At 61.6% G+C, this 25,509-nt stretch carries 15 protein-coding genes, 1 tRNA gene and 1 pseudogene; 12 read left to right on the top strand and 5 right to left on the bottom strand.

What is annotated here, in order from left to right; all coding sequences use genetic code 11:
* The first annotated feature begins 146 nt into the window (after window positions 1-146).
* The gene (locus HJB91_RS08920) at window positions 147-1,994 is read left to right on the top strand and encodes a methyl-accepting chemotaxis protein (protein WP_221146742.1); all 1,848 of its coding nucleotides are present in this window, start codon (window positions 147-149) and stop codon (window positions 1,992-1,994) included.
* Here HJB91_RS08920 and HJB91_RS08915 read toward each other — a convergent pair.
* The gene (locus HJB91_RS08915; protein ID WP_210629160.1) at window positions 1,967-2,218 is read right to left on the bottom strand and encodes a hypothetical protein; all 252 of its coding nucleotides are present in this window, start codon (window positions 2,216-2,218) and stop codon (window positions 1,967-1,969) included. The genes HJB91_RS08920 and HJB91_RS08915 overlap by 28 nt on opposite strands.
* A gap of 90 nt (window positions 2,219-2,308) precedes the next feature.
* Here HJB91_RS08915 and HJB91_RS08910 point away from each other — a divergent pair, with 90 nt between their 5' ends.
* Window positions 2,309-3,178: a LysR family transcriptional regulator gene (locus HJB91_RS08910; protein ID WP_221154436.1), complete on the top strand. Its 870-nt coding sequence runs from the start codon at window positions 2,309-2,311 to the stop codon at window positions 3,176-3,178.
* A 112-nt stretch (window positions 3,179-3,290) separates the two neighbouring features.
* Here HJB91_RS08910 and HJB91_RS08905 read toward each other — a convergent pair whose 3' ends face one another.
* Window positions 3,291-3,527: a hypothetical protein gene (locus tag HJB91_RS08905; protein WP_210629158.1), complete on the bottom strand. Its 237-nt coding sequence runs from the start codon at window positions 3,525-3,527 to the stop codon at window positions 3,291-3,293.
* A gap of 21 nt (window positions 3,528-3,548) precedes the next feature.
* A complete protein-coding gene (gene aceA / locus HJB91_RS08900) occupies window positions 3,549-4,838 on the bottom strand; it encodes an isocitrate lyase (protein WP_221146741.1) in 1,290 nt (429 codons plus the stop codon).
* 191 nt (window positions 4,839-5,029) lie between these two features.
* Between aceA and HJB91_RS08895 the strand changes: the two genes are divergently transcribed.
* From HJB91_RS08895 to HJB91_RS08875, 5 genes are all read left to right on the top strand, one after another.
* The gene (locus HJB91_RS08895) at window positions 5,030-6,439 is read left to right on the top strand and encodes a short-chain fatty acyl-CoA regulator family protein (RefSeq protein ID WP_221154433.1); all 1,410 of its coding nucleotides are present in this window, start codon (window positions 5,030-5,032) and stop codon (window positions 6,437-6,439) included.
* A 125-nt stretch (window positions 6,440-6,564) separates the two neighbouring features.
* Window positions 6,565-7,662, top strand: coding sequence for a polyamine ABC transporter substrate-binding protein (locus tag HJB91_RS08890; RefSeq protein ID WP_064800725.1), 1,098 nt, complete (start codon window positions 6,565-6,567; stop codon window positions 7,660-7,662).
* Window positions 7,663-7,751: 89 nt separating this feature from the next.
* Complete coding sequence (locus HJB91_RS08885; RefSeq protein WP_210629155.1) at window positions 7,752-8,894, top strand: ABC transporter ATP-binding protein; 1,143 nt, start codon at window positions 7,752-7,754, stop codon at window positions 8,892-8,894.
* Window positions 8,895-8,898: 4 nt separating this feature from the next.
* Window positions 8,899-9,810, top strand: coding sequence for an ABC transporter permease subunit (locus HJB91_RS08880; RefSeq protein WP_210629154.1), 912 nt, complete (start codon window positions 8,899-8,901; stop codon window positions 9,808-9,810).
* Between the two features lie 3 nt (window positions 9,811-9,813).
* Window positions 9,814-10,632, top strand: coding sequence for an ABC transporter permease (locus HJB91_RS08875; RefSeq protein ID WP_210629153.1), 819 nt, complete (start codon window positions 9,814-9,816; stop codon window positions 10,630-10,632).
* Window positions 10,633-10,661: 29 nt separating this feature from the next.
* Here HJB91_RS08875 and HJB91_RS08870 read toward each other — a convergent pair whose 3' ends face one another.
* The gene (locus HJB91_RS08870) at window positions 10,662-12,554 is read right to left on the bottom strand and encodes an AsmA family protein (RefSeq protein WP_221154423.1); all 1,893 of its coding nucleotides are present in this window, start codon (window positions 12,552-12,554) and stop codon (window positions 10,662-10,664) included.
* Window positions 12,555-12,799: 245 nt separating this feature from the next.
* On the opposite strand from HJB91_RS08870, the gene HJB91_RS08865 reads away from it, so the two are divergent.
* Window positions 12,800-14,752: an acetoacetate--CoA ligase gene (locus HJB91_RS08865; protein WP_221146737.1), complete on the top strand. Its 1,953-nt coding sequence runs from the start codon at window positions 12,800-12,802 to the stop codon at window positions 14,750-14,752.
* A gap of 255 nt (window positions 14,753-15,007) precedes the next feature.
* Here the strand turns inward: HJB91_RS08865 and HJB91_RS08860 are convergent, their stop codons facing one another.
* The gene (locus HJB91_RS08860; RefSeq protein WP_221154412.1) at window positions 15,008-18,802 is read right to left on the bottom strand and encodes a PAS domain-containing sensor histidine kinase; all 3,795 of its coding nucleotides are present in this window, start codon (window positions 18,800-18,802) and stop codon (window positions 15,008-15,010) included.
* A 213-nt stretch (window positions 18,803-19,015) separates the two neighbouring features.
* Between HJB91_RS08860 and HJB91_RS08855 the strand changes: the two genes are divergently transcribed.
* The 4 genes and pseudogenes from HJB91_RS08855 (at window position 19,016) to HJB91_RS08840 (ending at window position 25,498) form a co-directional block, all read left to right on the top strand.
* The gene (locus tag HJB91_RS08855; RefSeq protein WP_210629149.1) at window positions 19,016-19,465 is read left to right on the top strand and encodes a phasin; all 450 of its coding nucleotides are present in this window, start codon (window positions 19,016-19,018) and stop codon (window positions 19,463-19,465) included.
* Between the two features lie 129 nt (window positions 19,466-19,594).
* A tRNA-His gene (locus tag HJB91_RS08850) sits at window positions 19,595-19,671 on the top strand.
* Between the two features lie 775 nt (window positions 19,672-20,446).
* A pseudogene (locus tag HJB91_RS31115) lies at window positions 20,447-24,798 on the top strand (M10 family metallopeptidase C-terminal domain-containing protein).
* Between the two features lie 262 nt (window positions 24,799-25,060).
* The gene (locus tag HJB91_RS08840) at window positions 25,061-25,498 is read left to right on the top strand and encodes a DUF4174 domain-containing protein (protein WP_210629147.1); all 438 of its coding nucleotides are present in this window, start codon (window positions 25,061-25,063) and stop codon (window positions 25,496-25,498) included.
* The last annotated feature ends 11 nt before the right edge of the window (window positions 25,499-25,509 follow it).

Genomic DNA, 25,509 nt, shown 5'->3' with positions numbered 1-25,509 from the left:
TCCTTTTCTCATCCAAACGGCCCCGGCTCTTCCCGGGGCCGTTTTCTTTTGTTCCAGAATCGCGCTCACTGCCGCCCTGATTTACGGAAAATTTTCCTTAACGCTTTTCCTCTAATTTAGCCCTTGTTGCCGGCCGGGGGTTTTTCATGCTGCGCCTTTTCTCTACATCTATTGTCAGCCAGATCGTGGCGATCACGCTGTTTCTGCTGGCGATCAGCACGGCCGCTATCGTCGGCGCGACCTATTACAATCTGAGCCGCCATGTGATGGACGGGGCTGTCTCGGATGCCCGGAACGCCGCCCGCGCCATGGCTGTCCTTTACGGCGCGGCTGATCCGGCCGCGAAGATCGAGGTGATGAATAATCAGCTTGCCGCCGTCACCGAGGACGCGGTTCCGGCCCTTGCCGATCATTCGCTTGTCGACCGCACCGCGCAGTCGATCGCCGGTGTCGCGACGATCTTCCAAAAGCAGGGCAGCGACTACGTTCGCATCTCCACCAACGTCAAGAAGGAAAACGGCGACCGCGCCCTCGGCACCAAGCTTGCAGCCGAGCACCCGGCCCAGGCGGTTCTCGCCCGGGGCGAGGCCTATTACGGACCCGCCGAGCTATTCGGCCGCAAATTCATGACAGGCTATTTCCCGATCAAGAACGCGTCGAACGTCAATGTCGGCATAATCTTCATCGGCATCCCGATGGAGTTCTATTATCAACGCATGAATGAGCTGCTGATCCTGGTTCTCGGCATCGGCGCCGTCGTCATGCTGCTCGTCGGCGTTCTCGCCTTCTATGCGATCCGCCTGTCGGTGCGGCCCCTGCAGGCGCTGACGGCGAGCGTCCACTCGATCTCCTCGGGCGATCTTGACGGCGCGATCCCCTGTCTCGAGAAGAAGAATGAGTTCGGCGAAATCGGCCGGGCTCTTGCGCTCTTCCGTGACAGCGCCCGTGCCAGGCGCAATCTGGAAACGCAGGCAGTCGAACAGCGCGCCTTGGGTGATGCCGAACGCGCCCGCAACGATGCTGACAAGCGCTCGCTCGACAGCCAGATCGATTTTGCCGTCAGCCAGCTGGCGGCTGGCCTCGGGCGCCTGTCCCAGGGTGATGTCTCGCAAACGATCGGCACGCCCTTTATCGGCCGGCTGGAACAACTGCGCGTCGATTTCAACGCATCGCTGCTCCGGCTCCAGGATACGCTCTCCGGCATCCGCGACAGCGCCTCGACGATCCAGCGCAACAGCAGCGCCGTTTCGGCCTCCGCCGGCGAGCTTTCGAAGCGCACCGAGGCGCAGGCGGCGAGCCTGGAGGAGACCGCCGCCGCGGTGGAGGAGATTACGGTCACGGTTCGCTCCTCCGCCGAGCGTGCCCGCGAAGCCAACAGCGTCGTCGCCGCGACCAAGAAGACGGCCGACAATTCCGGCACCGTGGTCGGCGATGCCGTCGCCGCCATGGAGCGTATCGAAGGAGCCTCGCAGCGTATCGAGCAGATCATCGAGGTGATCGACGACATCGCCTTCCAGACCAACCTTCTGGCGCTGAATGCCGGCATCGAGGCGGCGCGCGCCGGCGAGGCGGGCAAGGGTTTTGCCGTCGTCGCCCAGGAGGTCCGCGAACTCGCCCAGCGCTCGGCCGATGCGGCGCGCGAGATCAAGTCGCTGATCGAGACATCAAGCCGCGAAGTCACGGCCGGATCGGAGCTCGTCCAGAAGACTGGCAGCGTCCTTGCTTCGATCAGCCAGGAGATCATCGCAATCAGCGGCCATGTCGAGACCATCGCCACCGCCAACCGCGACCAGGCGGCCGCGCTGCAGGAGGTCAACAGTTCGGTCAACGCCATGGACCAGATGACCCAGAAGAACGCCTCGATGGTTGCCGAGACGACGCAGGCAAGCCGCCTGCTTGCCGGCGAGGCCGATACGCTGATGGCGCTGATCGAGCGTTTCCGCATCGGCGTAGAGCCCGCGGCCGCTCACCGCGGCGCAAGGAAGGTCGCCTGAGGAGCGCGGCCGCTGCCGCAGGATTGCGCCGCAACTTTGCGGCGTCTTTCCGTTGGGGCGACACGCTTGAGCATGAGGTCGAGCGAGGTCAGCCAAGCTGCAAAGCGAATGATGCCGCTGTCTCCGAACTCGGCATAGAACCGATCCTCGTCGGCCTTGCTGTTGCTCGGACCGCAATGATGCCGAAATCCGTGGACGCCTGCGATGGTGATCATATCGAACATGGGATGTCCTTTCCTACTCGAGTACATCCCTGGATTTAAGCATCGAATTTCTCTTCATAAACAGGCAAATCCACGCTATGTTTTTCACTGATGAAAAACGCGAATTGGGATTCCTATCAGCTTTTCCTGCAGGTCGCCCGGCTTGGCGGCCTGACGGGAGCCAGTGCCGCAAGCGGGCTCAGCCCGGCGACCGTCGGCCGGCGCATGCTCGATCTCGAACAGGAGGTCGGCCGCACCTTGTTTTCCCGCAGCCAGACCGGTTATCGGCTGACTGGCGACGGCCAGGCACTGCTCGATCACCTTCAAGAGATGGAGGCGGCCGCCCGCAAGGTCGAAGCCTGGCGGCAGTCCGGGGAGGGTGGCACGACCGTCCGGATCGCCGCCGGCACCTGGGTCGCCTGGCTGTTGACGGAGAATTTCGCCGCAATCCGCATGCCGGGCGATGCCTTCGCCGTTGCGCTCACAATCGGCGAGGCGCGGGCAAGCCTTGCCTATCGCGAGAGCGATATCGGCATTCGCGCCTTCGAGCCGGAGGAGGGCAATCTTGCCGCCCGCCAGCTCGGCGAGGTGGCCTATGCGGTCTATAGCAGGCGCAACGCCGCCGAACCGGACGAGCGCTGGATAGCCGTCGGCGAGGAGGACGCGATCTCGTCCTATCTGCGCTGGCCGCATGCCCATGCCGCCGCCGAGATCGTCGCCACGGTTAACCGGCCGCGTTCGCTGCCGGATCTGGTGCGCGCCGGCGCCGGCAAAACAGTGCTTCCCTGTTTCGTCGGCGATCTCCATCCCGATTTGCAGCGCCAGGGCAGCGAACTGCCGGAATTGCGCCACCGCCAATGGATCGTCATGAATGCCGAGGATCGCTATCGCCCGGAGATCCGCACGGTCGCCGACCGCATGACCAGGCTGATCCGAAGCTATGCCGATCTCTTCGCCGGCAAGCGTCCAAGCCGCGGCTGATGCCGAGGCTGGAAAGACTGAAAGACGATAAGGCGTCCGCGCCTTCTTTCGAGGCGCGGACGCTGTGATCGAGGGCAGATCGAGCGATGTGCCCGAGCTGCCGGCTGTTTCGTCAGTGCCGGTTGGTGACGACAACCGGGATCAACAGGTCGCCCCAGTTGCCGTCGCCGCCGTGATGACGAGCCGAGCGCACCAGTTCGACCGAAACGCCGGCCTCGACGGCCTTCATGACGGATTGGTTCAGCCGATGCAGGTCGTTGGCGAGCATGCGGATCGTCGTCTGTTGATCCTCGCTCATGCTCGATGCCTGCTGCTCGGCCCGCTCCCGGACGCGTGCGATGGATGCCATGATCTTATCCTCCTCTTGCGCTCATTCCGCAGCCGGTTTGAACTGCGCATGTTCGGTTGAATCGTGCATTGCCGTAGTCGAAGACCGGCCGCCGGTGATGGCGAGCGACACGGCGTCGAAATAGCCGGTGCCGACCTCGCGTTGATGCTTGGTGGCGGTATAGCCGTTCGCCTCTGCGGCGAATTCGGCCTGCTGCAGTTCGGAATAGGCCGACATCTGCCGCTGCTTGTAGCCGCGCGCCAGCTCGTACATGCCATAGTTCAGCTGGTGGAAGCCCGCGAGCGTGATGAACTGGAACTTGTAGCCCATCGCGCCGAGTTCGCGCTGGAACTTTGCGATCGTCGCCTCGTCAAGATTTTTCTTCCAGTTGAAGGAAGGCGAGCAATTATAGGCGAGCAGCTTGCCCGGATGGACCTTGTGCACACCCTCGGCAAAACGGCGCGCCTGCTCCAGATCCGGCTTAGAGGTCTCGCACCAGATCAGGTCGCAATGCGGCGCATAGGCGACGGCACGGGCGATGCAGGGCTCGATGCCGTTTCTGACCTGGTAGAATCCCTCGACCGTGCGCCCGGCATCATAGTCGACGAAGGGCTGGTCGCGCTCATCGATATCAGACGTCAGCAGTTTTGCTGCCTCCGCATCGGTGCGGGCGATGACCAGCGTCGCCACGCCCATGACGTCGGCGGCAAGCCGGGCGGCGTCGAGATTGCGGATATGGGCGGCTGTCGGGATCAGCACCTTGCCGCCGAGATGGCCGCATTTCTTCTCCGAAGCGAGCTGATCCTCGAAATGGACGCCCGCCGCACCCGCCTCGATATAGGCCTTCATGATCTCGAAGGCGTTGAGCGGTCCTCCGAAACCGGCTTCCGCATCGGCAACGATCGGCGCAAACCAGGTCTCGACGGTAAGGCCGTTGCCCTCAGCTGTCTCGATCTGATCGGCCCGCTGCAGCGTGCGGTTGATGCGCTTGGCGAGTTCCGGCCCGGCATTGGCGGGATAAAGCGACTGGTCGGGATACATCGCCGATGCCGTATTGGCGTCAGCCGCCACCTGCCAGCCGGAGAGATAGATCGCCTTCAGCCCGGCGCGCACCATCTGCATAGCCTGGTTGCCGGAGAGCGCGCCAAGCGCATTGACGAAGTCTTCCTGATGAATGAGCTGCCACAAGCGACCCGCCCCCATTTCGGCGAGCGTATGGCTGAGCGCCACCGAGCCTCTCAGCCGCTGTACGTCAGCGGCCGAATAGGGCCGTTCGATACCGTCGAAGCGGCCTGCTGGTGCATTTCGGACAAGCTTGTAAAAATCGGTCATGCGGCTCTCCTCACTGAAAATCGTCTTTGGATGGATGAATGACAAGATTGACAATTTGCGCTGATCTGGCCAGGAAAACCTTTGATTTCTGCACTGGAAAGAGGTTAAGATGACGAGGATTGACAGAGGGGCGCTGTGAATTTGTAAAATTTTGTAAATTAAACGCTCCTGTTCTTTGTCAAAGGTGTGACATGGCGGAACGGAAGATCTTCGCAGGCCCTAAACTGCGGCGCATCCGCAATGCGCTGGCGCTGACGCAGACCGCCATGGCCGAGGCGCTGGAGATTTCGCCTTCCTACCTGAACCTCATCGAGCGCAACCAGCGGCCGTTGACGGTGCAGCTGCTCCTGAAGCTTGCGGCCGTCTACCGGGTGGACCTGGAGGAGTTGCGGGGGCAGACCGGCGGCAGCCTCGGGCAGCTGAAGGAGGTCTTCGCCGACCCGCTGCTATCAGGCGAACTGCCTGGCGACCAGGAATTGGTGGAGGTGGCCGAGGCGGCGCCGAATGCCGCAAGCGGCATGATCAAGCTTTATCGCGCCTACCGCGAACAGGCCGCGCGGCTGTCCGATCTGACGGCACTGATGGCGGCCGAAGGGCATGCGCCCGTTGCCGCCGGCCGGCTGCCGCTGGACGAGCTGCACGAGACGCTGGAGCGCCGATCGGGCTATTTCGGACGGATCGAGACCGCGGCGGAGGCCTTTGCTGCGACGGTGCCCGGCGGCCTCGATCTTGCGGCGGGGCTGAAGGACTGGCTGCGCGCCGAACGCGGCATTGCTGTGCGCGTCTTGCCCGTGCACGTCATGCCGGATCTGCGCCGCCGTTTCGATCGGCATTCGATGCGGCTTTTCATTTCGGAACGGCTGTCGCCGGCCGATCGTGCGCACGAAATCTCAGTCGAGGTCGCAAACCTTGCCTTGCTGCCGGCCATCGATGCCGAGCTCGACGATCTCTCGCTTTCTTCCGCCGAGGCGCGCCGCATCGCCCGCTTCGAGCTTGCCCGCATTGCGGCCCTGGCGCTGGCAATGCCCTACGAGGCCTTCCTGTCGGCGGCTAAGGCGACGCGTTACGACATCGATATTCTTCGCGCGCGTTTCGGCGTCTCCTTCGGCCATGCGGCAACGCGTCTGACGATGCTGCAGCGACCTGGGGCGGCAGCCATCCCCTTTTTCCTGGTCGAGATCGATGCGGCCGGCCATCGGCTGCGGCGCGCCGGCGCCCAGGGCTTTCCGCAGGCCCGTTTCGGCGGCGGCTGTCCAAAGCTCAATATCCATGCCGCCTTCCTGCAGCCGGGCCAGATTCTCGCCGAGACCGTCGTCATGCCGGATGGCGCCTCCTTCCTGACGGTCGCGCGCACCCTGGAGGGGCCGAGCGTCGAATTCGGCGAAAGGATCAGACGCACCGCGATTCTGATCGGCTGCGATGCCGCCCTCGCGGATGGCGTGGTCTACGGGCAGGCGGCGGCGCTCGATCCGGTTGCGATCGGCTCAGCCTGTCGTCTTTGCGAGCGGCGCGGCTGCCTTTCCCGCGCTGAGCCGCCGGTAACGCGGCCGCTCGGGCTCGACGAGATGGTGGCGGGCCTCAGCGCCTTCGACTTCCAGTGAGGTGAAATGATTGAAAGCGCAGTTTTTGCGCTTGTGGGGTTAGAAATTCCTTCTTAGTCTGCGGGGCAAAACCAGAGGGAAAAGAGGTTCGCGGATGCGGGCTCTTCGAACAAACAGGAGAAGTCATGAGGTCAACCATCGCAACCGTGACGGCCGCAGCCATCGCCGCGCTCCTTGCCGCCGCGCCGGCCGTTGCGCAGGAGCGCGTCGTCAACGTTTACAACTGGTCGGATTATATCGACGACAGCATCCTTGCCGACTTCACCAAGGAAACCGGCATCAAGGTCGTTTACGACACCTTTGATTCGAACGAGACGGTGGAAACCAAGCTGCTTGCCGGCGGCACCGGTTATGACGTCGTCGTTCCCACCGCCGACTTCCTGCAGCGCCAGATCCAGGCAGGCGTCTTCCAGAAGCTCGACAAGTCGAAGCTGCCGAACCTTTCCAACATGTGGGACGTGATCCAGCAGCGCACCGCTTCCTATGACCCGGGCAACGAATACGCCGTCGATTACATGTGGGGGACCGACGGTATCGGCTATAACGTCAAGAAGGTCGCTGAAATCCTCGGGCCTGACGCCAAGCCCGGTCTCGAAGTGATTTTCGATCCGAAGGTCGCCGAAAAGTTCAAGGACTGCGGCATCTACGTGCTCGACACGCCGAAGGACGTGATGACCACGGCGCTGCGTTATCTCGGCCTCGATCCGAACTCCACCAAGGCCGAGGATTTCAAGAAGGTCGAGGCATTGCTGACGGCGGTGCGCCCCTATATCCGCAAGTTCCACTCGTCCGAATATATCAACGCCCTTGCCAATGGCGACATCTGCATTGCCTTCGGTTATTCCGGCGACATGCTGCAGGCCCGCGACCGCGCGGCCGAAGCCAAGAACGGCGTCGAGGTCAATTATTCGATCCCCGTGCAGGGCGCTCAGATGTGGTTCGACATGATGGCAATCCCCGCCGATGCCAAGCACGTGGCCGAAGCGCATGAATTCCTGAACTACCTGATGAAGCCCGAGGTCATCGCCAAGGCGAGCGACCACACCTTCTATGCCAACGGCAACAAGGCCTCGCAGCAGTTCGTCAGCAAGGAAGTGCTGGAAGATCCGGCGGTCTATCCGACCGACGAGGTGATGAAGAACCTTTTCACCGTCAAGCCGTGGGATCCGAAGACGCAGCGCACGGCAACGCGAATCTGGACGAAGGTCGTGACCGGCCAGTAAGTCGATGCCAGGCCCGGACGGAAACGTCCGGGCCTTTCATTACCGGCCCGGGGTGGAGGCCGGCTGAAAACTTAGATTCGGGGAATATTATGAAATCTTTGGGCAATATCCGCCGCGCCTTCGCACCCTGGACCGACCCTTCTGCAAAACCTTTCATAGCCTTCAAGAATGTCACCAAGCGCTTCGGCAATTTCACCGCCGTCGATGATCTGTCGCTGAACATTTATCACCGCGAGTTCTTCGCGCTGCTCGGTGCGTCCGGCTGCGGCAAGTCGACGCTTCTGCGCATGCTCGCCGGCTTCGAGCAGCCGACCTCGGGCGAAATCATCCTCGATGGCACCGACCTCGCCGGCACGCCGCCCTACAAGCGGCCGGTCAACATGATGTTCCAGTCTTACGCGCTTTTTCCGCATATGACCGTCGAGAAGAATATCGCCTTCGGCCTCAAGCAGGACGGCATGCCGAAGGACGAAATGACTGAGCGCGTGACGCAGATGCTGAAGCTCGTAAAGCTCGAGCAGTTTGCCTCACGCAAACCGAACCAGCTCTCCGGCGGTCAGCGCCAGCGCGTTGCGCTCGCCCGCTCGCTCGCCAAACGCCCGAAAGTGCTGCTGCTCGACGAACCGCTTGGCGCGCTCGACAAGAAGCTGCGCGAGGAAACTCAGTTCGAACTGATGGACCTGCAACAGACGCTCGGTCTCACCTTCGTTGTGGTCACCCACGATCAGGAAGAGGCGATGACCATGGCCGACCGCATCGCGGTCATGAGCCACGGCAAGGTCGTGCAGGTGGCAACGCCGGCCGAAATATACGAGGCGCCGAATTCCCGCTTCGTCGCGGACTTCATCGGCGACGTGAATATCTTCGACGGCAAGGTGACGACGTCGGAAAACGGCGCGGTCGAGATTTCGGTCGAAACCGGCCTGACGATCCGGACGGCCGCCACCGAGACGCCGGCCGTCGGCAAAACGGTCGGTTTTGCCATCCGCCCGGAAAAGATCCGCGTGGCGCGCACGGCCCCCGCGAATGCCTCGGTCAATGCCGCCAAAGGCGAGATCTGGGATATCGGCTATCTCGGCGACATGACCGTCTTCCATATCAAGCTGCCGAGCGGCAAATTCGTCAGAGCTTCTTCCCTCAACGCGCAGCGTTCCGTCGAAGACCCGTTCACCTATGATCAGGACGTCTGGGTTTCGTTCGACGAGAATGGCGGCGTGCTGCTGAAGGATTGAGGTTATGGAAACCTTCGCATCGCGCCTTTACAACCGCCTCGTCATCATCATCCCCTACGCTTGGCTGCTGCTCTTCTTTCTGGCGCCGTTCTTCATCGTCTTCCGCATTTCCCTGTCGACGACGGCGATCGCCATCCCGCCCTATGAGCCGGTCTTCTCCTTTGCCGATGGCTGGAGTGCCTTCTGGAGCAAGGTCTCGACCTTCTCCTTGGATAATTACGGCTATCTCACCGACGATCCGCTCTACTTCAACGCTTATCTCTCGAGCGTCATCATCGCGGCGGTCTCGACCTTCCTGATGCTGCTGATCGCCTATCCGATCGCCTATGGCATGGCGCAGGCCCCGCGGCGCATCCGCCCGACACTTTTGATGCTCGTCATCCTGCCGTTCTGGACGAGCTTCCTGATCCGCGTCTATGCCTGGATAGCCATCCTGAAGCCCGAAGGGCTGCTGAACCAGCTCCTCCTGTCGCTGCATGTAATCGACATCCCACTGATCATCCTCAACACCACCACCGCCGTCTATATCGGCATCGTCTATTCCTATCTGCCCTTCATGGTGCTGCCGCTCTATTCGGCGCTCGAAAAGATGGACGGCACGCTGATCGAGGCAGCGCAGGATCTCGGCTGCACGCCGACCCAGGCCTTCTGGCGCGTCACCTTCCCGCTGTCGATCCCCGGCGTGGTTGCCGGCTGCATGCTGGTCTTCATCCCTGCCGTTGGCGAGTTCGTCATTCCCGATCTTCTCGGCGGTTCGCAGACGTTGATGATCGGCAAGACGCTCTGGAACGAATTCAACGCGAACAGAGACTGGCCAGTCTCCTCGGCGGTCGCAACCATCCTGCTCATGATCCTGGTGATTCCGATCGTCTTCTTCCAGAATGCGCAGGCCAAAGCCGAAGAGCGGGGGAAATAAGCCATGCTGAGATGGACCCGTTTCAACATCATCTCCGTCGTGCTCGGCTTTGCCTTCCTCTATCTGCCGATCGTGCTGCTGGTGGTCTTTTCCTTCAACGAATCGAAACTCGTCACCGTCTGGGGCGGCTTCTCCACCAAATGGTATGCGTCGCTGCTCTCGAACCAGGCCCTGCTCGATGCCGCCTGGGTAACGATCCGTGTCGGTCTGCTGTCGGCCACCTTTGCGACCATCCTCGGCACGATGGCGGCGCTAACGCTGGTGCGCTATACCCGCTTCCGCGGCCGCATGCTCTTTTCAGGCATGGTCTATGCGCCGCTCGTCATGCCCGAAGTCATCACCGGTCTGTCGCTGCTGCTGCTCTTCGTCGCAATCGGCCTCGACCGCGGCTTCTGGACCATTACGCTGGCGCATACGACGCTGACCATGTGCTTCGTCGCCGTCGTCGTGCAATCACGGCTCTTGAGCTTCGACCAGTCGATCGAGGAAGCCGCGCAGGATCTGGGCGCGCCGCCGGTGCGGACCTTCTTCGAGATCACGCTGCCGATCATCTCGCCGGCGGTGTTTTCGGGCTGGATCCTGGCTTTCACGCTGTCGCTCGACGACCTCGTCATTGCAAGCTTCACCTCCGGCCCCGGCGCAACCACGCTGCCGATGAAGATCTATAGCCAGGTGCGCCTTGGGGTAACGCCTGAGATCAATGCGATCTGCACGATCCTGATCGCCATCGTCGCGGTCGGCGTTATCTGCGCATCCGTGATCACCAAGCGGCGGGAAGTGCAGCGCGAGCGCGACGAGCGGGCGGCGGCAGCCGGCGCCTGAGCGGCATGTCCCCTTGGACGCAGGGCTCTTTATTGCGCGTGGGGCGTGCCGCCAAAAAGCGGAACCGGCGAGATCACCGGATTCGGCCATGAGCCGCCCACGAAGAACGGCAGAAGCGGCAGCTCTGCCGCCTTGGCCGGATCGGTCGCCTCCAGAGAACCGGAAAGCGCCAGCCCGTTGGACTGATAGGTGACCACGCCGGAAAGCGCCAGCGTCTGCGTCGGCCCGACAACATGGGCGTCATGGATTTCGGCGGAGCCGTTGGCGAAATCGGCCCGAAGTTCCAACTGGTTGAACGCGAAAGCGCTGCCGGCTGCGGCACTCAGTGGAAAGAACGGCTTTTGGGCCGCCTGTGTCCTGAGCGCGCCGGAGTCGACGCCGGGAATCGTGCCTTCCCTCGTCCAGAAATGCAGCTTGCCGGTGACGTCGGCAAGACCGGCCGTCCAGATCGCCTTCGACGACTGCAGGTCGAGATCGAGCGATCCCGTCGCAAGCGGCAGCGGTCCTTTGAGCTGCAGACGCTCGGCAAGGCCGGCGAAGTCGGCATCGCGGATCGACAGCTGCAGCTTGCCGCCGCCGTCGAAGTCGCGCCGCGTCGCCTCCAGATGCGCCGTCATTTCGCCGCCTTCGAAGCCGCTGTCGCCGATATCGAACTTGGCCTCGCCGCCGGTGACGATCATGCTGGCGCCGACATCGGAAAGCTCGAAGCGGCCCATCTCAGCGCGCCGCGCCGAAAGCCTGACGTCGACGTCGAGCAGTTGCAGCGGTGCGCTGATGCCGGTGGAGATTTCCTCCGCCTCACCCGCCGCCAATCGCAGCGCGAAAGCGTCGAGGAACGGCTTCAGGTTCATCTGGTCGAAGGCGAGCGTGCCGCCGATCTTCGGCCGTCTGCCGGCCCTAGTCGTAAGGTCCATCACGCCGGTGGCGCTCGCCTCGTTCAGCGACAGGCTGAGATCGTTGAAACGCAGCCCGCTGCCCGATGACATGATGTCGGATTCCAGCGAGGCGCTCTTCAGCGTGCCGACGCCGGGGAGCGATCTGCCCGACCATGTCAGAAACGCCGGCACATCGGGAATGCTGACGGCGATATTGCCGGAAAGCGCCGAAAGGCTGGCGATGCTGGCGATCCCTTGAAAACGGGCCGTCAGCAGGTTTGACGTCAGCGATGTCCGCGTCTCGGCGCTCTTGCCGGCAAAGGCGAGCAGCGGCTGGCGCGAGGCGAAATCCACCTTCAGGTCCACGCCGTTGATACGGGCGATCACGACAGCCGAGATCGCGCCCGAGAGCCGTGGCCAGCCGATGTCGGCCGTGACGCTGTCAAAATTGTAAGTCTTGGCGCTCTTGACGTCGGTGACGGCAAGCGTGCCGTCCTCGACGGTCACCGCACCGATCTCGGCATCGAGAGCGGGATCGAGCATCTCAGCCCCGTTTTCGTAGCGCACGCCGCTGATCGCGCGGGCAAGCAGGCCGGCGTAACTCCAGTCGATCAGGCCGTTCTCGTCACGCGTCAGCGCCAGGTTGGGCCGCAGCAGATGGAATTCGTGGAAACTCGTCCGGCCTCTCAGCGCATCGATGAGGCTGAAATCCGCCGACAGGCTTTCAATACTGCCGAGCAGCTTGTCGCCGCTTTCGCGCGGCTGGCGGATGGTGACCTGGTTCAGCGTGATGCGCGGCGTCGGCCAGAATTCGAGAACCGGATTACCCTTGATCTCGGCATGGTAGCCCGTCCATTTCGACAGCGCATCCTCGATGCCGGAGCGCACGAAACCCGTCGTGATGAGATAGGGCGCTGCGACCCTGAGGGCCACGAACAGTGCAAGCGCAACCAGCAGAAACAGCGTCGACATGCGGGCGAAGGCCGGAAGCCAGCGCGAAACGGGCCCGATTTTCCTGCGCCACCTGCGATGTCTAGACGTGCTCATGATCTCTGCCGGTTACCGGTTATGCGCTGATTTCGCCCGATATATGAAATATCAGGCCTATGCAAATCCAATGCATGTCGCCTGGAAGCGTGCAACGGTTCCAAGACTACGACATCATAAAACGAAGAGCCGAACCGCGTCGCATGAATCCGGTTTATGCGACGCGTTTAGGCTTGGGATCGGGCGGTCGCACTTTATAATGCAATGCAGCATGATATAAGGACGGGATTGGGGAGGAAGAATGAATGCAGGATAACAAGCCACTTTGGGTGCCCTCGGCCGAGACCGTTGCAACAAGCCCGATCCATGCCTTCATCGAGCGTTGCAATAGAGAATTCGGCCTCTCGCTTGCAGGCTTTGAGGATGTGCACGCATGGTCGGTGGCCGAGCGGGAGAAGTTCTGGTCGAGCGTCTGGAATTTCTGCGGCGTAAAGGGAGAACGCGGCGCACGGGTGCTCGTCGACGGCGACCGCATGCTGGAGGCCCGCTTCTTTCCCGATGCGACGCTGAATTTCGCCGAAAACCTGCTGCCCGGCCGCGGCGAGGCCGACGCCATCATTTTCCGCGGCGAGGACAAGGCCGAAGACCGTTGGTCGTGGGATCGGCTGCGCGCGCAGGTCTCCAAGCTGCAGCAGGCCTTCGCGGCACTCGGCATCGGCAAGGGCGACCGCATCGCCGCCATGATGCCCAACATGCCGGAGACCATCGCCTGCATGTTGGCCGCCGCCTCGATCGGCGCCATCTGGTCATCCTGCTCTCCCGATTTCGGCGAGCAGGGCGTGCTCGACCGCTTCGGCCAGATCGGTCCCCGGCTCTTCATCGCCTGCGACGCCTATTGGTATTCCGGCAAGCTGCAGGACGTTGGCCCCAAGGTTGCCGCGGTGGCGAAAAGCCTCGGTGTCCCCACGGTCGTCGTTCACTATGCCGGCGATGCCGAGGCAGTGGCGGGCAAGACATCAGGGGCTTCGACGCTGGAAGCCTTCATTGCGCCCTACGAGGCCAAGGAGATCGCCTTCACGCCGCTTGCTTTCGCCCACCCGCTCTACATCCTCTTTTCCTCAGGCACGACCGGTGTGCCCAAATGCATCGTGCATTCGGCCGGCGGCACGCTGCTGCAGCATCTCAAGGAGCACCGGCTGCATTGCGGCCTGCAGGCGGGCGAGAAGCTCTTCTACTTCACCACCTGCGGCTGGATGATGTGGAACTGGCTGGTCAGCGGGCTCGCCAGCGGCGCCGCGCTCTGCCTGTTCGACGGTTCGCCCTTTGCACCGGACGGCAATGTGTTGTTTGACTATGCCGAGGCGGAAAAATTCGCAATTTTCGGCACCTCGGCAAAATATATCGATGCGGTGCGCAAGGGCGGGCTGACGCCGCGCAAAAGCCACGATCTTTCCAGCCTCCGGCTGATGACCTCCACCGGTTCTCCGCTGTCACCCGAGGGTTTCACCTTCGTCTATGAGGGCATCAAGGCGGACGTGCAGCTTGCTTCGATCTCAGGCGGCACCGATATCGTTTCCTGTTTCGTGCTGGGCAATCCGCTGCAGCCGGTCTGGCGCGGCGAGATCCAGGGTCCTGGTCTCGGTCTTGCGGTCGACGTCTGGGACGATGGCGGCAAGCCGGTTCGCGGTGAGAAGGGCGAACTCGTCTGCACCAAGGCCTTCCCCTCCATGCCTGTGATGTTCTGGAACGATCCTGATGGCGCCAAATATCGCGCCGCTTATTTCGAGCGGTTCGACAATGTCTGGTGCCACGGCGATTTTGCCGAATGGACAGAGCATGGCGGCCTCGTCATCCATGGCCGCTCGGATGCGACGCTCAACCCCGGCGGTGTGCGCATCGGCACGGCCGAGATCTACAACCAGGTGGAACAGATGGACGAGGTGGCCGAGGCACTGTGTATCGGCCAGGAATGGGATGACGACGTGCGTGTCATCCTCTTCGTCCGCCTTGCCTCAGGTGTGACGCTGACCGAGGATCTCGTCAAGGCGATAAAGGCGCGTATTCGCGCCGGCGCCTCGCCGCGGCACGTGCCGGCAAAGATCATCGCGGTTGCCGATATTCCCCGCACCAAATCCGGCAAGATCGTCGAGCTTGCAGTGCGTGAGGTCGTTCATGGCCGGCCGGTGAAAAACCAGGAGGCGCTCGCCAATCCGGAAGCGCTGCGGCTCTTCGCTGATTTGAGTGAACTGAGGGACTGATAAGGAGCCGTAAACCACAAGCTTTCACCATTCAGCAATCCCCTGTCATGGAAACCTTTCGTTAAGAAACCTTTGTCAAAGGTGAAACAACTTGGGGGCCGCACATGAACGAGGCGGCCTGAAGCCTCCGGGCTTACGAAACATGACGTTGATCGACTGAGCTCTTGTTGAACAGCACCCATTCAAGGCAGCCTCCGGCTGCCTTTTTTTTGCCTGCCGTGCAGCGTTCCGGCGGCTCTGCCCCGTCGATAGGGATCAGCCAGCCAGCACACGTTGCGACGGGAAGGTGATCTCGACAAGCGTGCCTTCGTTCGGCGCCGAATTGATCGAGAATGTCGCCCGATTGGCATCCACCATCGCCTTGGTCAGCGGCAGGCCGAGCCCGGTGCCGTCGCCGCGATGGCGTGACTGGGTCGAGGAGACCTGGCGGAACGGCTTCATCGCATGGTCGAGTTCGGCGCGCGTCATGCCGATGCCGGTATCGCGAACCCTCAACACCACGCTGCCATTCGCCTCGTAGGAGGTGGAAACGACGATCTGTCCGCCAGACGGCGTAAAGCGGATGGCGTTCGACAGGATGTTGAGCGCGATCTGCTTGATCGAGCGCAGATCGGCTACGACCTCGGGCACCGAATGGGACAGCGCCGTGCGGATGATGACGCGCTGGCCGTTTGCCTGCGGCTGGACGAGGGCGACGGCCTCTGAGACCGCCTCGTTGAGGCCGACGGCGGCGAAGTCAAGATCCATCTCGCCCGCCTCGATCTTCGAAATATCGAGGAGATCGTTAACGATATCCAGGACGTGCCGGCCGGAGCGGCCGATATCGTTGGCATATTCGATATATCGGGGATGGCCGATCGGACCGAAGCGCTCGCCGGCCATCATGTCGGAAAAGCCGATGATGGCGTTGAGCGGCGTGCGGATTTCATGGCTGACGCGCGCGAGGAAATCGGTCTTGTGGGCGTTGGCGGTTTCGGCCGCGCCCTTGGCATTGCGCAGCTCATCCTCGGTGCGTTTCCACTGGGTGATATCGCGGATGACGGCGCAATAACCGTTCGAGGAGGTAAGCCGGCCCATCGTCATGAACAGCGGCACGAAGCCGCCGCCGGCCTCGCGGCCGATCACTTCGCGCCCGTCGTTCAGCACGCTTGCCACGCCGTGGCCGGCAAGGCCGTTCAGATAGTCGAGGACGGCTTTCTGGCTCTCATGGGCAAACAGCATGACGAAGGGTTTGCCGCGCGTCTCCTGCTCGTCGTAATTGAACAGCGCGCTCGCCGACCGGTTCATCGAACGGATATCGCCCTCGGTGCCGATGACGACGACGCCGTCGGTCGCCGTTTCCAGGATCGAGCGCAATTCCTCGACCTCGACCTGAAGCTTGGCGACCTTCTCGACCATCCGCTCCGGACGCGCTTCGGACCGGTTGCTGTCGCCGCGGCCATCCTCCTTGCCTTCCACCGGCATCAGCGCCAGCATCAGAGCATTGGCATCTTCCCAGCGCACCGATTGCAGCCGCGCAGTCACCGGTGTCAGCGTGTCGTCGGCCTTGACCAGCATCATGGTGCCGGAACCGGCTGCCTTTTCCTCAAGTTCGCGCCGCTGCAGCAGGGCTTCGATACCGCCAACCTCACGCAGCGCGTCGAGCGACTGGTAGCCCGTCAGCCGCATGAATTCGGGATTGGCATGGATCAGCGCATCGCCGACATGGATAAGCACCGCGACGGGCAATTGGTCGACCGTTCCGGCCGAAAGCCCGTCAATCATCTTCACGCGCGGCGGGATGAAGCTTGTGAGAACCTCGATCTGGCTGACCGTCTCCTCGAGCCCTTCCGTCGCCTCGTCCTCGGTGATGGCGGCGGGTTCTTCCGCGGCGCCGTCTTCTCGCAACGACTCGGCCGCCTTCTCGAAGATCGCTTCCTGCGGCGCAATCTCCTCGGCCGAAGCTGTGTCGGGCGTATCGGCGCCGGGCGTTTCGCCGGTGAAGGCTTCGGGCGCCGCGCTTTCTTCGAAAGCCGCCGGTTCCGTGGCGGCGGTGCCCGTCGGCGCCGGGGTGTCGGGCTCCTCCCTGCGGGCGCCGAAGGCTTCCAGGCGCTTGGCGATTTCGCGGAAGTTCGCCTGTTCGGCGGCCGTCAATGCGGCGCCTGTGCTGTGAAGCTGCACCACCTTGTCGGTGGAACGACGATTGGGCGTTTCCACGATGCGAAGCGCCGGGGGTTCGTCTGCGGCATCGGCCGCCAGCCCTTCACCGGCGCCCTCCTGCACCTCTTCGGCGGCGCTCTCCCGGGTGGGCGGCTCGAAGCCGGCCTCCCCTCCGGCCGCTTCGAAAGGCGTCTCTTCGATCTGAGGGTGGTCCTCGATCACGTCCGCCGCGATCGTTTCTGCCGGGGCCGCTTCGGGCGCGGCGTCAATCTCGTGCGCCGGTTCGCTGACCGCGTCGGCCGCCGGGCCGAGGCCTGCCGCATCATGGCCGACACCGTCCGGGCCAAGCGTCAGGCCGAGCGCCAGCGGATCCTCCTGCGTATCGGAAAGCCTGACGACGCCGAAGCCGCGGAAGCCGTCGAAGTCGCGGCTGCGGGTATAGGTCGGCAGTGCGGCGAGATCGACCGGAACGACGAGGCTGGTGCCTTCGACCGGCCAGAGGATCGTCTTCCCCGACCATGTGTCGCGGCGCGCAAGGGCCTCGGAAATCTTGCCGTCGGGGTCGAGATTGAAGAGAGCGGCGATGTCGCTGAAGGCAGAGCCGATGATAGCGGATGCATGCGGACCGACGGCCTCGGCAAATTCGTGACTGACTTCGTTGAACCGGCCTTCCGCATCGATCTTCCAGACGAAGCGGGTGGCGCGGCTGTTCGGCCTGAAGACGAAACCAGGCTCGGGCGCAAGCGACGCGGGAGGGGGCGCGTCGGCTGCGATGGCCGGCTCTTCGCGCGCGGCGTCCGGCGCCTCATCGCGCGGCATTTGGCTGGTCTCGGCGGGTGTCCCCGCCATCGCGGTCGCTTCCGCCGTCTCGTCGGCGGAATGGCTCGCGGCCTCATCGACGGGCGCCGCGGGCTCGTCGGCCTCATCCATGCGGCTCTCGGTCGCGTCGTCGTTCTCCGCCGCTTCCTTTGCGGTCGGATTCTCGTCCGCAACCGCCGCCTCTGCGGTGGTGGCAGCCGCCTCGGCCGGCTGTTCCCGGTCGTCGGCGATCTCCTCCAGTGTCTCCTCGACCTCTTCGATTCCCGAGACGGCATTGACGATCTCGCCGAAGCCGGTCGCCGCAGCCGCCTCTTGCGGAGGAAGTTCGGATGACGACGTGCCTTCTTCCCTCGCCGGCGCGTCAGCCGCCTGCGGGGGTGCATCGACTGCGTCGAGCACGGGCGCATCGGTCGGATCCAGATGACCGATCGCGGTTTCCACGGCAAAGAGCAGATTGAGCGCCGGCTCGTCGCTGAGCCTGCCGACTGCTGCCGGAAGATAACCCCTGCCGGTGGCGACCGGGCGCTTCACCAGGCGATCGGGATGCGCGCCGGCAAGATTGATCAAGGCCTTTGCGGTCTCACCTGATATGGCGAGCGAGGCGAAGCCGGGCGAGGCCGCGATGACCTCGCCATTGGCGCCGATGACGGCCATATGCGTGTCGGGATCATCGAGACCTTGCAGCATCTGGGCCGCCGCAGCGCCCGCCGTTAGCGGCCTTGCCGACACCGGCACGGAAAACAGAATAGCCTTCTCGCCTGATGAAAGCCGGATCAGTTCGGCCGCCGCCTGCACCTGCACGCGCTGGAAGCCCTTGGCGACCCGGATCATCAGGCTTCTGTTGTCGCCGATATCGGCGAGCTGACGCGCCGCCGTTTCCAGCTGGCGAAAGGTGATGTCGGTGCGATCGGCTCCCTGGTCGAGCAGGTCGTAGACCGCCGAATGGCCGAAAAGCTCCGCGCCTGCGCCGTTTGCCCAGAGCAGGCGGGCAAGATCGGCCGAAAATAGCACCATGGCCTCGCCGCGCGAAAAGCGTTCCCGCACCCGCGCATGCACGGCGATATCGATGAACGGATATTGGACTGCGGGCATGATCAAACCTTGTCGCTGTCGGCCTTCTAAATTAACGGCTTATTAATAACTGCAGGTCGCACGCCGGTCCAGAACAGCGGGGTGCTTTCAGCCGAAAGGGTTAACGACTTGTGCGTCGCACAATTTATGTTGCAATGCACAATGAAATATTCTATATAGACGTCATTCGATGATCGCAGGCAGCAACTGCCTTAGCCCAAAGGAATGCGACCCATGGCTACCATAAAGACCGATGATGTTTTTTCAATCGCTTCTTTCGACCCGTCCAAGCTGGCTGAATCCTTCCGCGAATTCGCTGAAAAGGGCGCCCAGCAGTCGAAAGACGCCTATGCCAAGCTGAAGACCGCTGGCGAGGAAGCCGGCAAGACGCTCGAAGCCACCGTCCAGACGGCACAGGCCGGCACCGTCGAGATCGGCCTGAAGGCGATCGACGTCCTGCGCGTCAACGCCGAAACCTCGCTCTCGCACATGGAAGCACTGCTCGGCGTCAAGTCCCCGGCTGAATTCTTCGAACTGCAGACCTCCTTCCTGCGCAAGCAGGCCGAACTCGCCGTCGAACAGGCGAAGTCGATCCAGGAAACCACCAAGCAGGTTGCCGAAAAGCTCGCAAAGCCCTCCAAGGAAGCCGCCGAAAAGGCCATGGCATCCTTCAAGGTTGCCTGATCGGTTTTACCATTGCGTGACAAAAGGCTGGACCCCGCGTCCAGCCTTTTTGTATATTGATGAGGAATGGGACTTGAATTCATCGCCAAGTCCTCGTATGTGACCCCCGTCGCGTCAAACGTGATTTATGCGGTTGTAGCTCAGTTGGTTAGAGCGCAGGTTTGTGGCACCTGAGGTCGGAGGTTCGAGACCCCCCAACCGTACCATTTCTCTCTAGGTCAGCTCCCTATCAGACAAATCGTTCTGGCTGACGTCATTTCGACCGAAAAACGTACAGACGTTTGACTGTATCTGTAGTGATGCCGCACCGAGGCTGGCTTGCCTTGCCAAAAAGCACGGGCTTTCACGTATGGGATGGTAGGCGAGGCGCCTCTCCTGACCAGATGGCAACATCCCGAAGGCAAAGTGAGCAGCGCTTAAAAAGAGCCTACGCTTCCGGCGAATTTGCTGCCTATTTGCCACATCAGCTCGAACATTCAGGAAGCACAACCCACTCGTATGGTGCCATACCTCTGGGTGAGCCACATATGCGGCACGCAGCAGCGAGCTCCGCAATTGCAACAATCCGCCACTTGATCCGGAACGATGCCCCACGCAAGCAAAATTGCCAAGGATGCGAACCGCGAAGCCGATCCGTGGCAAGAGAGGCGTAGACAACATTCAGGGGCGCTTAAACAATTCGGACCTCGTTTTCCCGATAAGCGTGGAGACTTACTAAATTTTAGCAGATGACCGTAACTTCAATTTAAGTGCCGTCATGCGAGCAATTGCGCAGGTTCGGACGGGCAGGGCGCAGGATCCTGGAATATGTCTTCTAGCCTTTGTTAGAGGTTGCGGTGGAAGCGCCTCATAAGCGCTAGTCGCCAAGATCAAAAACCTTCTCGAATATAAATAAAGCTTTTGGTTGAATTTCCTCTTCAAATGGAGCAGAGGAAATTGGCATTAGGCGCGGCCGAAATGGAATAGGCAAACGGGGATTTTATGACGAACCTCATTACTTTTATTAAGTACGTCGACACGACTGGGGATCAGAGAATTGACGGGCTTATCAGCGGCGTTGCCTGGGACGGCACGATAACCTATGCGTTTCCCACCCTTTCGACATCGTATTCCTATGAGGGCGAGAAAGATTTCGACTTCTCGTCGATTTCTTCGCAACAGCAGTCTGCAGCCTTGTTTCTTATGGAGCAATCCTACGGAAACGCGGCAAATGACGGCTTTTCGGTTGAGGGATTTACGAACGCGAACTTTGAGGCGGGAGGCGCCGATACCGCATCCGTGCGCTTCGCTCAGTCGTCCCTGCCTCCGACGGCATGGACCTATTATCCGGGTAATCGCAGCTACAGCGGCGATGTCTGGTTCGGAACCGAATATGCCGGCACAGAAGATGACCTTCGCTTTCCGGGGTTCGGCAACTATGCGGGCCACACCGTGGCGCATGAGTTGGGTCACGCTCTCGGTTTGAAGCATGCTCATGAACCGGATGACGCCAATACGACAGTTGTTCCGAGTGCGTATGACTCGGTCGAATACACGATCATGACCTACCGCACCTATGTCGGAGACAATTTGAGTGGGTACAAGTATGAGCATGATGGCGCGCCGCAAACCTTCATGATGCTCGACATCGCCGCCCTGCAGGAAATGTATGGTGCGGACTACACCACGAACAATGGCGATACCGTCTACAAGTGGAATCCCGACGAAGGCATCACCTATGTCAACGGAGTGGCGGCCATCACGCCCGATGCCAACCGGATCTTCGCAACAATCTGGGACGGTGGCGGTATCGATACCTATGATTTGAGCGCTTATACCACCGCCCTCAAGATCGACCTGCGAGCAGGCGGATACTCGGTCTTTTCCCAGGACCAGTTGGCCGATCTGTGGGGTGGTCCGAACAATGGCTACGCCCGCGGCAACATTTTCAACGCGCTTCTGTTTCACGGCAACGTTGCGTCCTTGATCGAGAACGTTCAGGCCGGCTCCGGCAACGACAATATCACAGGCAACGAAGCGAACAATACGCTTTGGGGCAATGCCGGGAATGATTCGCTTTATGGCGGCGCAGGCGCTGACACATTGATCGGCGGAGTTGGTTCCGATTGGATGGTGGGCGGGGCGGGCAACGATCTCTATGCCGTCGACGATAACTTCGATTTTGTGATCGAGAGTGCGAACCAGGGGACGGACACCGTTCAGACGGCGCTTTCAACCTATACGCTCCGCGACAATGTCGAGATCTTGACCTACACAGGGTCCGCCAGCTTCACCGGCACCGGCAATGCGCTCGCCAACACGATCACCGGCGGCGCCTTCAACGACACGCTGAATGGCGGGGCTGGTGCGGACACCTTGATCGGTAGTGCGGGCGACGACACCTACATCGTCGACAATGTTGGCGACAGCGTCACCGAAGCCGCCAATGAGGGGATCGACACTGTTCGCGCGACATCGGCAAGCTATACGCTTGCCGCCAATCTCGAGAACCTCACCTATATCGGCACGGCAGCCTTTACCGGGACGGGCAATGACCTTGCCAATACGATCAGGGGCGGGGCAGGTGCCGACACCTTGGACGGGAAGGGCGGTGCGGACAGCTTGATCGGCGGTGCGGGCAACGACACCTATATTGTCGATACCCTTGCCGACGTGATCACCGAAGGGCTGAATGAAGGAGGCGATCTGATCAAGACGACGCTTTCTTCCTATGCCTTGACCATCAATGCCAATGTCGAAAACCTGACCTTCATCGGCACCGGCGATTTTACCGGGACTGGAACCAGCATCGCCAATACGATCACCGGCGGCGCTGGCAACGATGTTCTGGACGGCGGCGCCGGCAATGACACGCTGAATGGCGGCGGCGGCAACGACATCTATATGGTCGACAGTGCGGGCGACGTGATCAACGAGGCGGTCAGCGCCGGCACCGACGAAATCCGCACGGCGCTTGCAGCCTACTCGATCGCCGCCTTGGTCAATGTCGAGAACCTCACCTACACTGGATCCGCCAGCTTCACCGGCACCGGCAATGCGCTCGCCAACACGATCACCGGCGACGCCGGCAACGATACGCTGAATGGCGGAGTCGGTGCGGACAGCTTGATCGGCGGTGCAGGCGATGACACCTACATCGTCGACAATGTCGGCGACAGCGTCACCGAAGCCGCCAATGAGGGAACCGACACGGTTCGCACGACATTGGCAAGCTATACGCTTGGCGGCGATGTCGAGAACCTCACCTATATCGGCATCGGCACGGTAGCCTTTGCCGGAACGGGCAATGATCTCGACAACACCATTCTGGGCGGGGCAGGTGCCGATACCCTGGATGGGAAGGCCGGTGCGGACAGCTTGATCGGCGGTGCGGGCAACGACACCTATCTTGTCGATGACGTTGGCGACGTGGTCACCGAAGGGCTGAATGCAGGAACCGATCTGATCAAGACGGCGCTTTCAAGCTATACGCTCGGCAACAATGTCGAGAACCTGCTCTATACGGGATCCGGCAGCTTCACCGGCACCGGCAATGCGCTCGTCAACACGATCATCGGCGGCGCCGGCAACGACACGCTTGACGGCGGCANAGCTATACGCTCGGCAACAATGTCGAGAACCTGCTCTATACGGGATCCGGCAGCTTCACCGGCACCGGCAATGCGCTCGTCAACACGATCATCGGCGGCGCCGGCAACGACACGCTTGACGGCGGCATCGGCAATGACACGTTGAACGGCGGCGCCGGCACCGACACATTGATCGGCGGCGTCGGTTCCGACACGATGTCGGGCGGAACGGGCGACGACATCTATGTGGTCGATATCGCAACCGACGTGGTGATCGAGAATGTCAATGAAGGGACGGACACGATCCGGACGGCGCTTGCCGGCTATACGCTCGGCAACAATGTCGAGAACCTGCTCTTTACCGGCTCCGCCAGCTTCACCGGCACCGGCAACGCGCTTGATAATACGATCACCGGCGGCGCCTTCAATGACACGCTGAATGGTGGGGCAGGTGCGGACACCTTGATCGGCGGTGCGGGCGATGACACCTATATCGTCGACCATGCCGGTGACATCGTCACCGAAGCTGCCGACGAGGGAACCGACACGGTTCGCACGACATTGGCAAGCTATACGCTTGGCAGCGATGTCGAGAACCTGACCTATATCGGTACGGTAGCCTTTGCCGGAACGGGCAATGATCTCGACAACGTGATCACGGGTGGCGCTGCCGCCGATACGCTTTCGGGCGGCGTCGGCAACGATACGCTGAATGGCGGGGGCGGGGCCGATCGTTTGATCGGTGGTGTTGGCGACGACACCTATATCGTCGACAATGCCGGCGACCTCGTCACCGAGAACGCCAATGAGGGGATCGACACGGTTCGCACGACCCTGAGTGCCCACACATTGGCGGCCAATGTCGAGAACCTCACCTATATCGGAACGGCAGCCTTTACCGGGGCAGGGAATCTGCTCGACAACGTCATCACAGGTGGTGTCGCCGCCGACAAGCTTATAGGCGCTGCGGGCAATGACACATTGATCGGCGGGGCTGGCTCCGACACGATGCTGGGTGGGATTGGCGACGACATCTATGTGGTCGATATCGCAACCGACGTGGTGATCGAGAATGTCAATGAAGGGACGGATACGGTCCGGACGGCGCTTGCCAGCTATACGCTCGGCAACAATGTCGAGAACCTGACCTATACCGGGTCCGCCAGCTTCACCGGCGCCGGCAACGCGCTTGATAATACGATCACCGGCGGCGCCTTCAATGACACGCTGAATGGCGCAGCAGGTGCGGACACCTTGATCGGTGGTGCGGGCAACGACACCTACATCGTCGACAATGCCGGCGACATCGTCACCGAAGCCGCCGACGCCGGGACCGATACGGTTCGCACGACACTGGCGAGCTATACGCTTGCTGCCAATGTCGAGAACCTCACCTTTATCGGATCTGGGACGTCTATCGTCGGAACAGGGAATGCGCTGGACAACATTATCGTCGGCGGCAGTGGTTCGAATACGCTAACGGGGGGTGCCGGCAATGATACCCTCACTGGCGGAGCGGCAACCGACGTCTTCATTTACTCGCCGAACTGGGGCCATGATACGATCACAAACTTCGTCGCAACCGGCTCAGCAAGTGACGTGATCTCGATCGATGACAGCATTTTCGCCAACTGGGAATCGCTTTTTGCGGCAACTGAGCAGTCCGGGAATGATACAATTATCAGAGCCGATGCCGACAACACCATAACGCTAACAAATGTTGCTCTTTCAAGCCTGCATTCGTGGGACTTCTTCTTTGCGTGATCCTTGCTCGGACCTCGCGGCGCATTTTTTTCGGGAAGGGGCTGAACCCGTAACGGCGTGAATCAAGTCCGGCGGATATTGACGGACGTCGGTGCGGGCGTAGCTCTTTCGATCAACGGTAGGCACGGCAGCGGGGTTAGAGAGCATGTCGCGCAAAAGTGCAGCGTGCAATCTGCAGGTGCAGGCTCGAAACCAGGATCCTGTCGATTAAATGGAACCCATGCCATCCCTCACCGTTCTCCAAGCTGACGGGAGAATACGCATGTCGAAAACGCTGCTCTACGGCGCGACCAAGATCGACGAGACGAACGGCGCCTATTCGCCGATCGAAAGCCTGGCCGCATTCCAGTGGAAGAATCGCGTCTTCATTCTTTTCGCCGACAGGGACAATGCCCGCGCGGCGCGCCAGGAAAACCAGCTGCTGGCCGACCGCAGCGCGGTCGATGAGCGCGATATGGTGGTGCTGAAGGTCTCGGGCGGCAAGGTGCGGGCGCTTTTCGGCGCCGCCGATGGCCTCGACGGCGAAGTGATCCGCCGCGATCTCGATGCGCCGGAGACCGGTGAATTCGCCGCCTTCCTTGTCGGCAAGGACGGCACCGTCAAGCTCAAGGTCAGCGAGCCGATCACCAATGGCGAGCTCTTCGCCATCATCGACAGCATGCCGATGCGCGCTGCCGAGACGCTGAAGTCGGACAAATAGTCCCGACGAAC

The organism is Rhizobium sp. NLR10b, assembly GCF_019685435.1.
GTDB lineage: Bacteria > Pseudomonadota > Alphaproteobacteria > Rhizobiales > Rhizobiaceae > Rhizobium.
The sequence above is the reverse complement of the archived record's forward strand: the minus strand, read 5'-3'. Positions and strand labels throughout refer to the sequence as shown.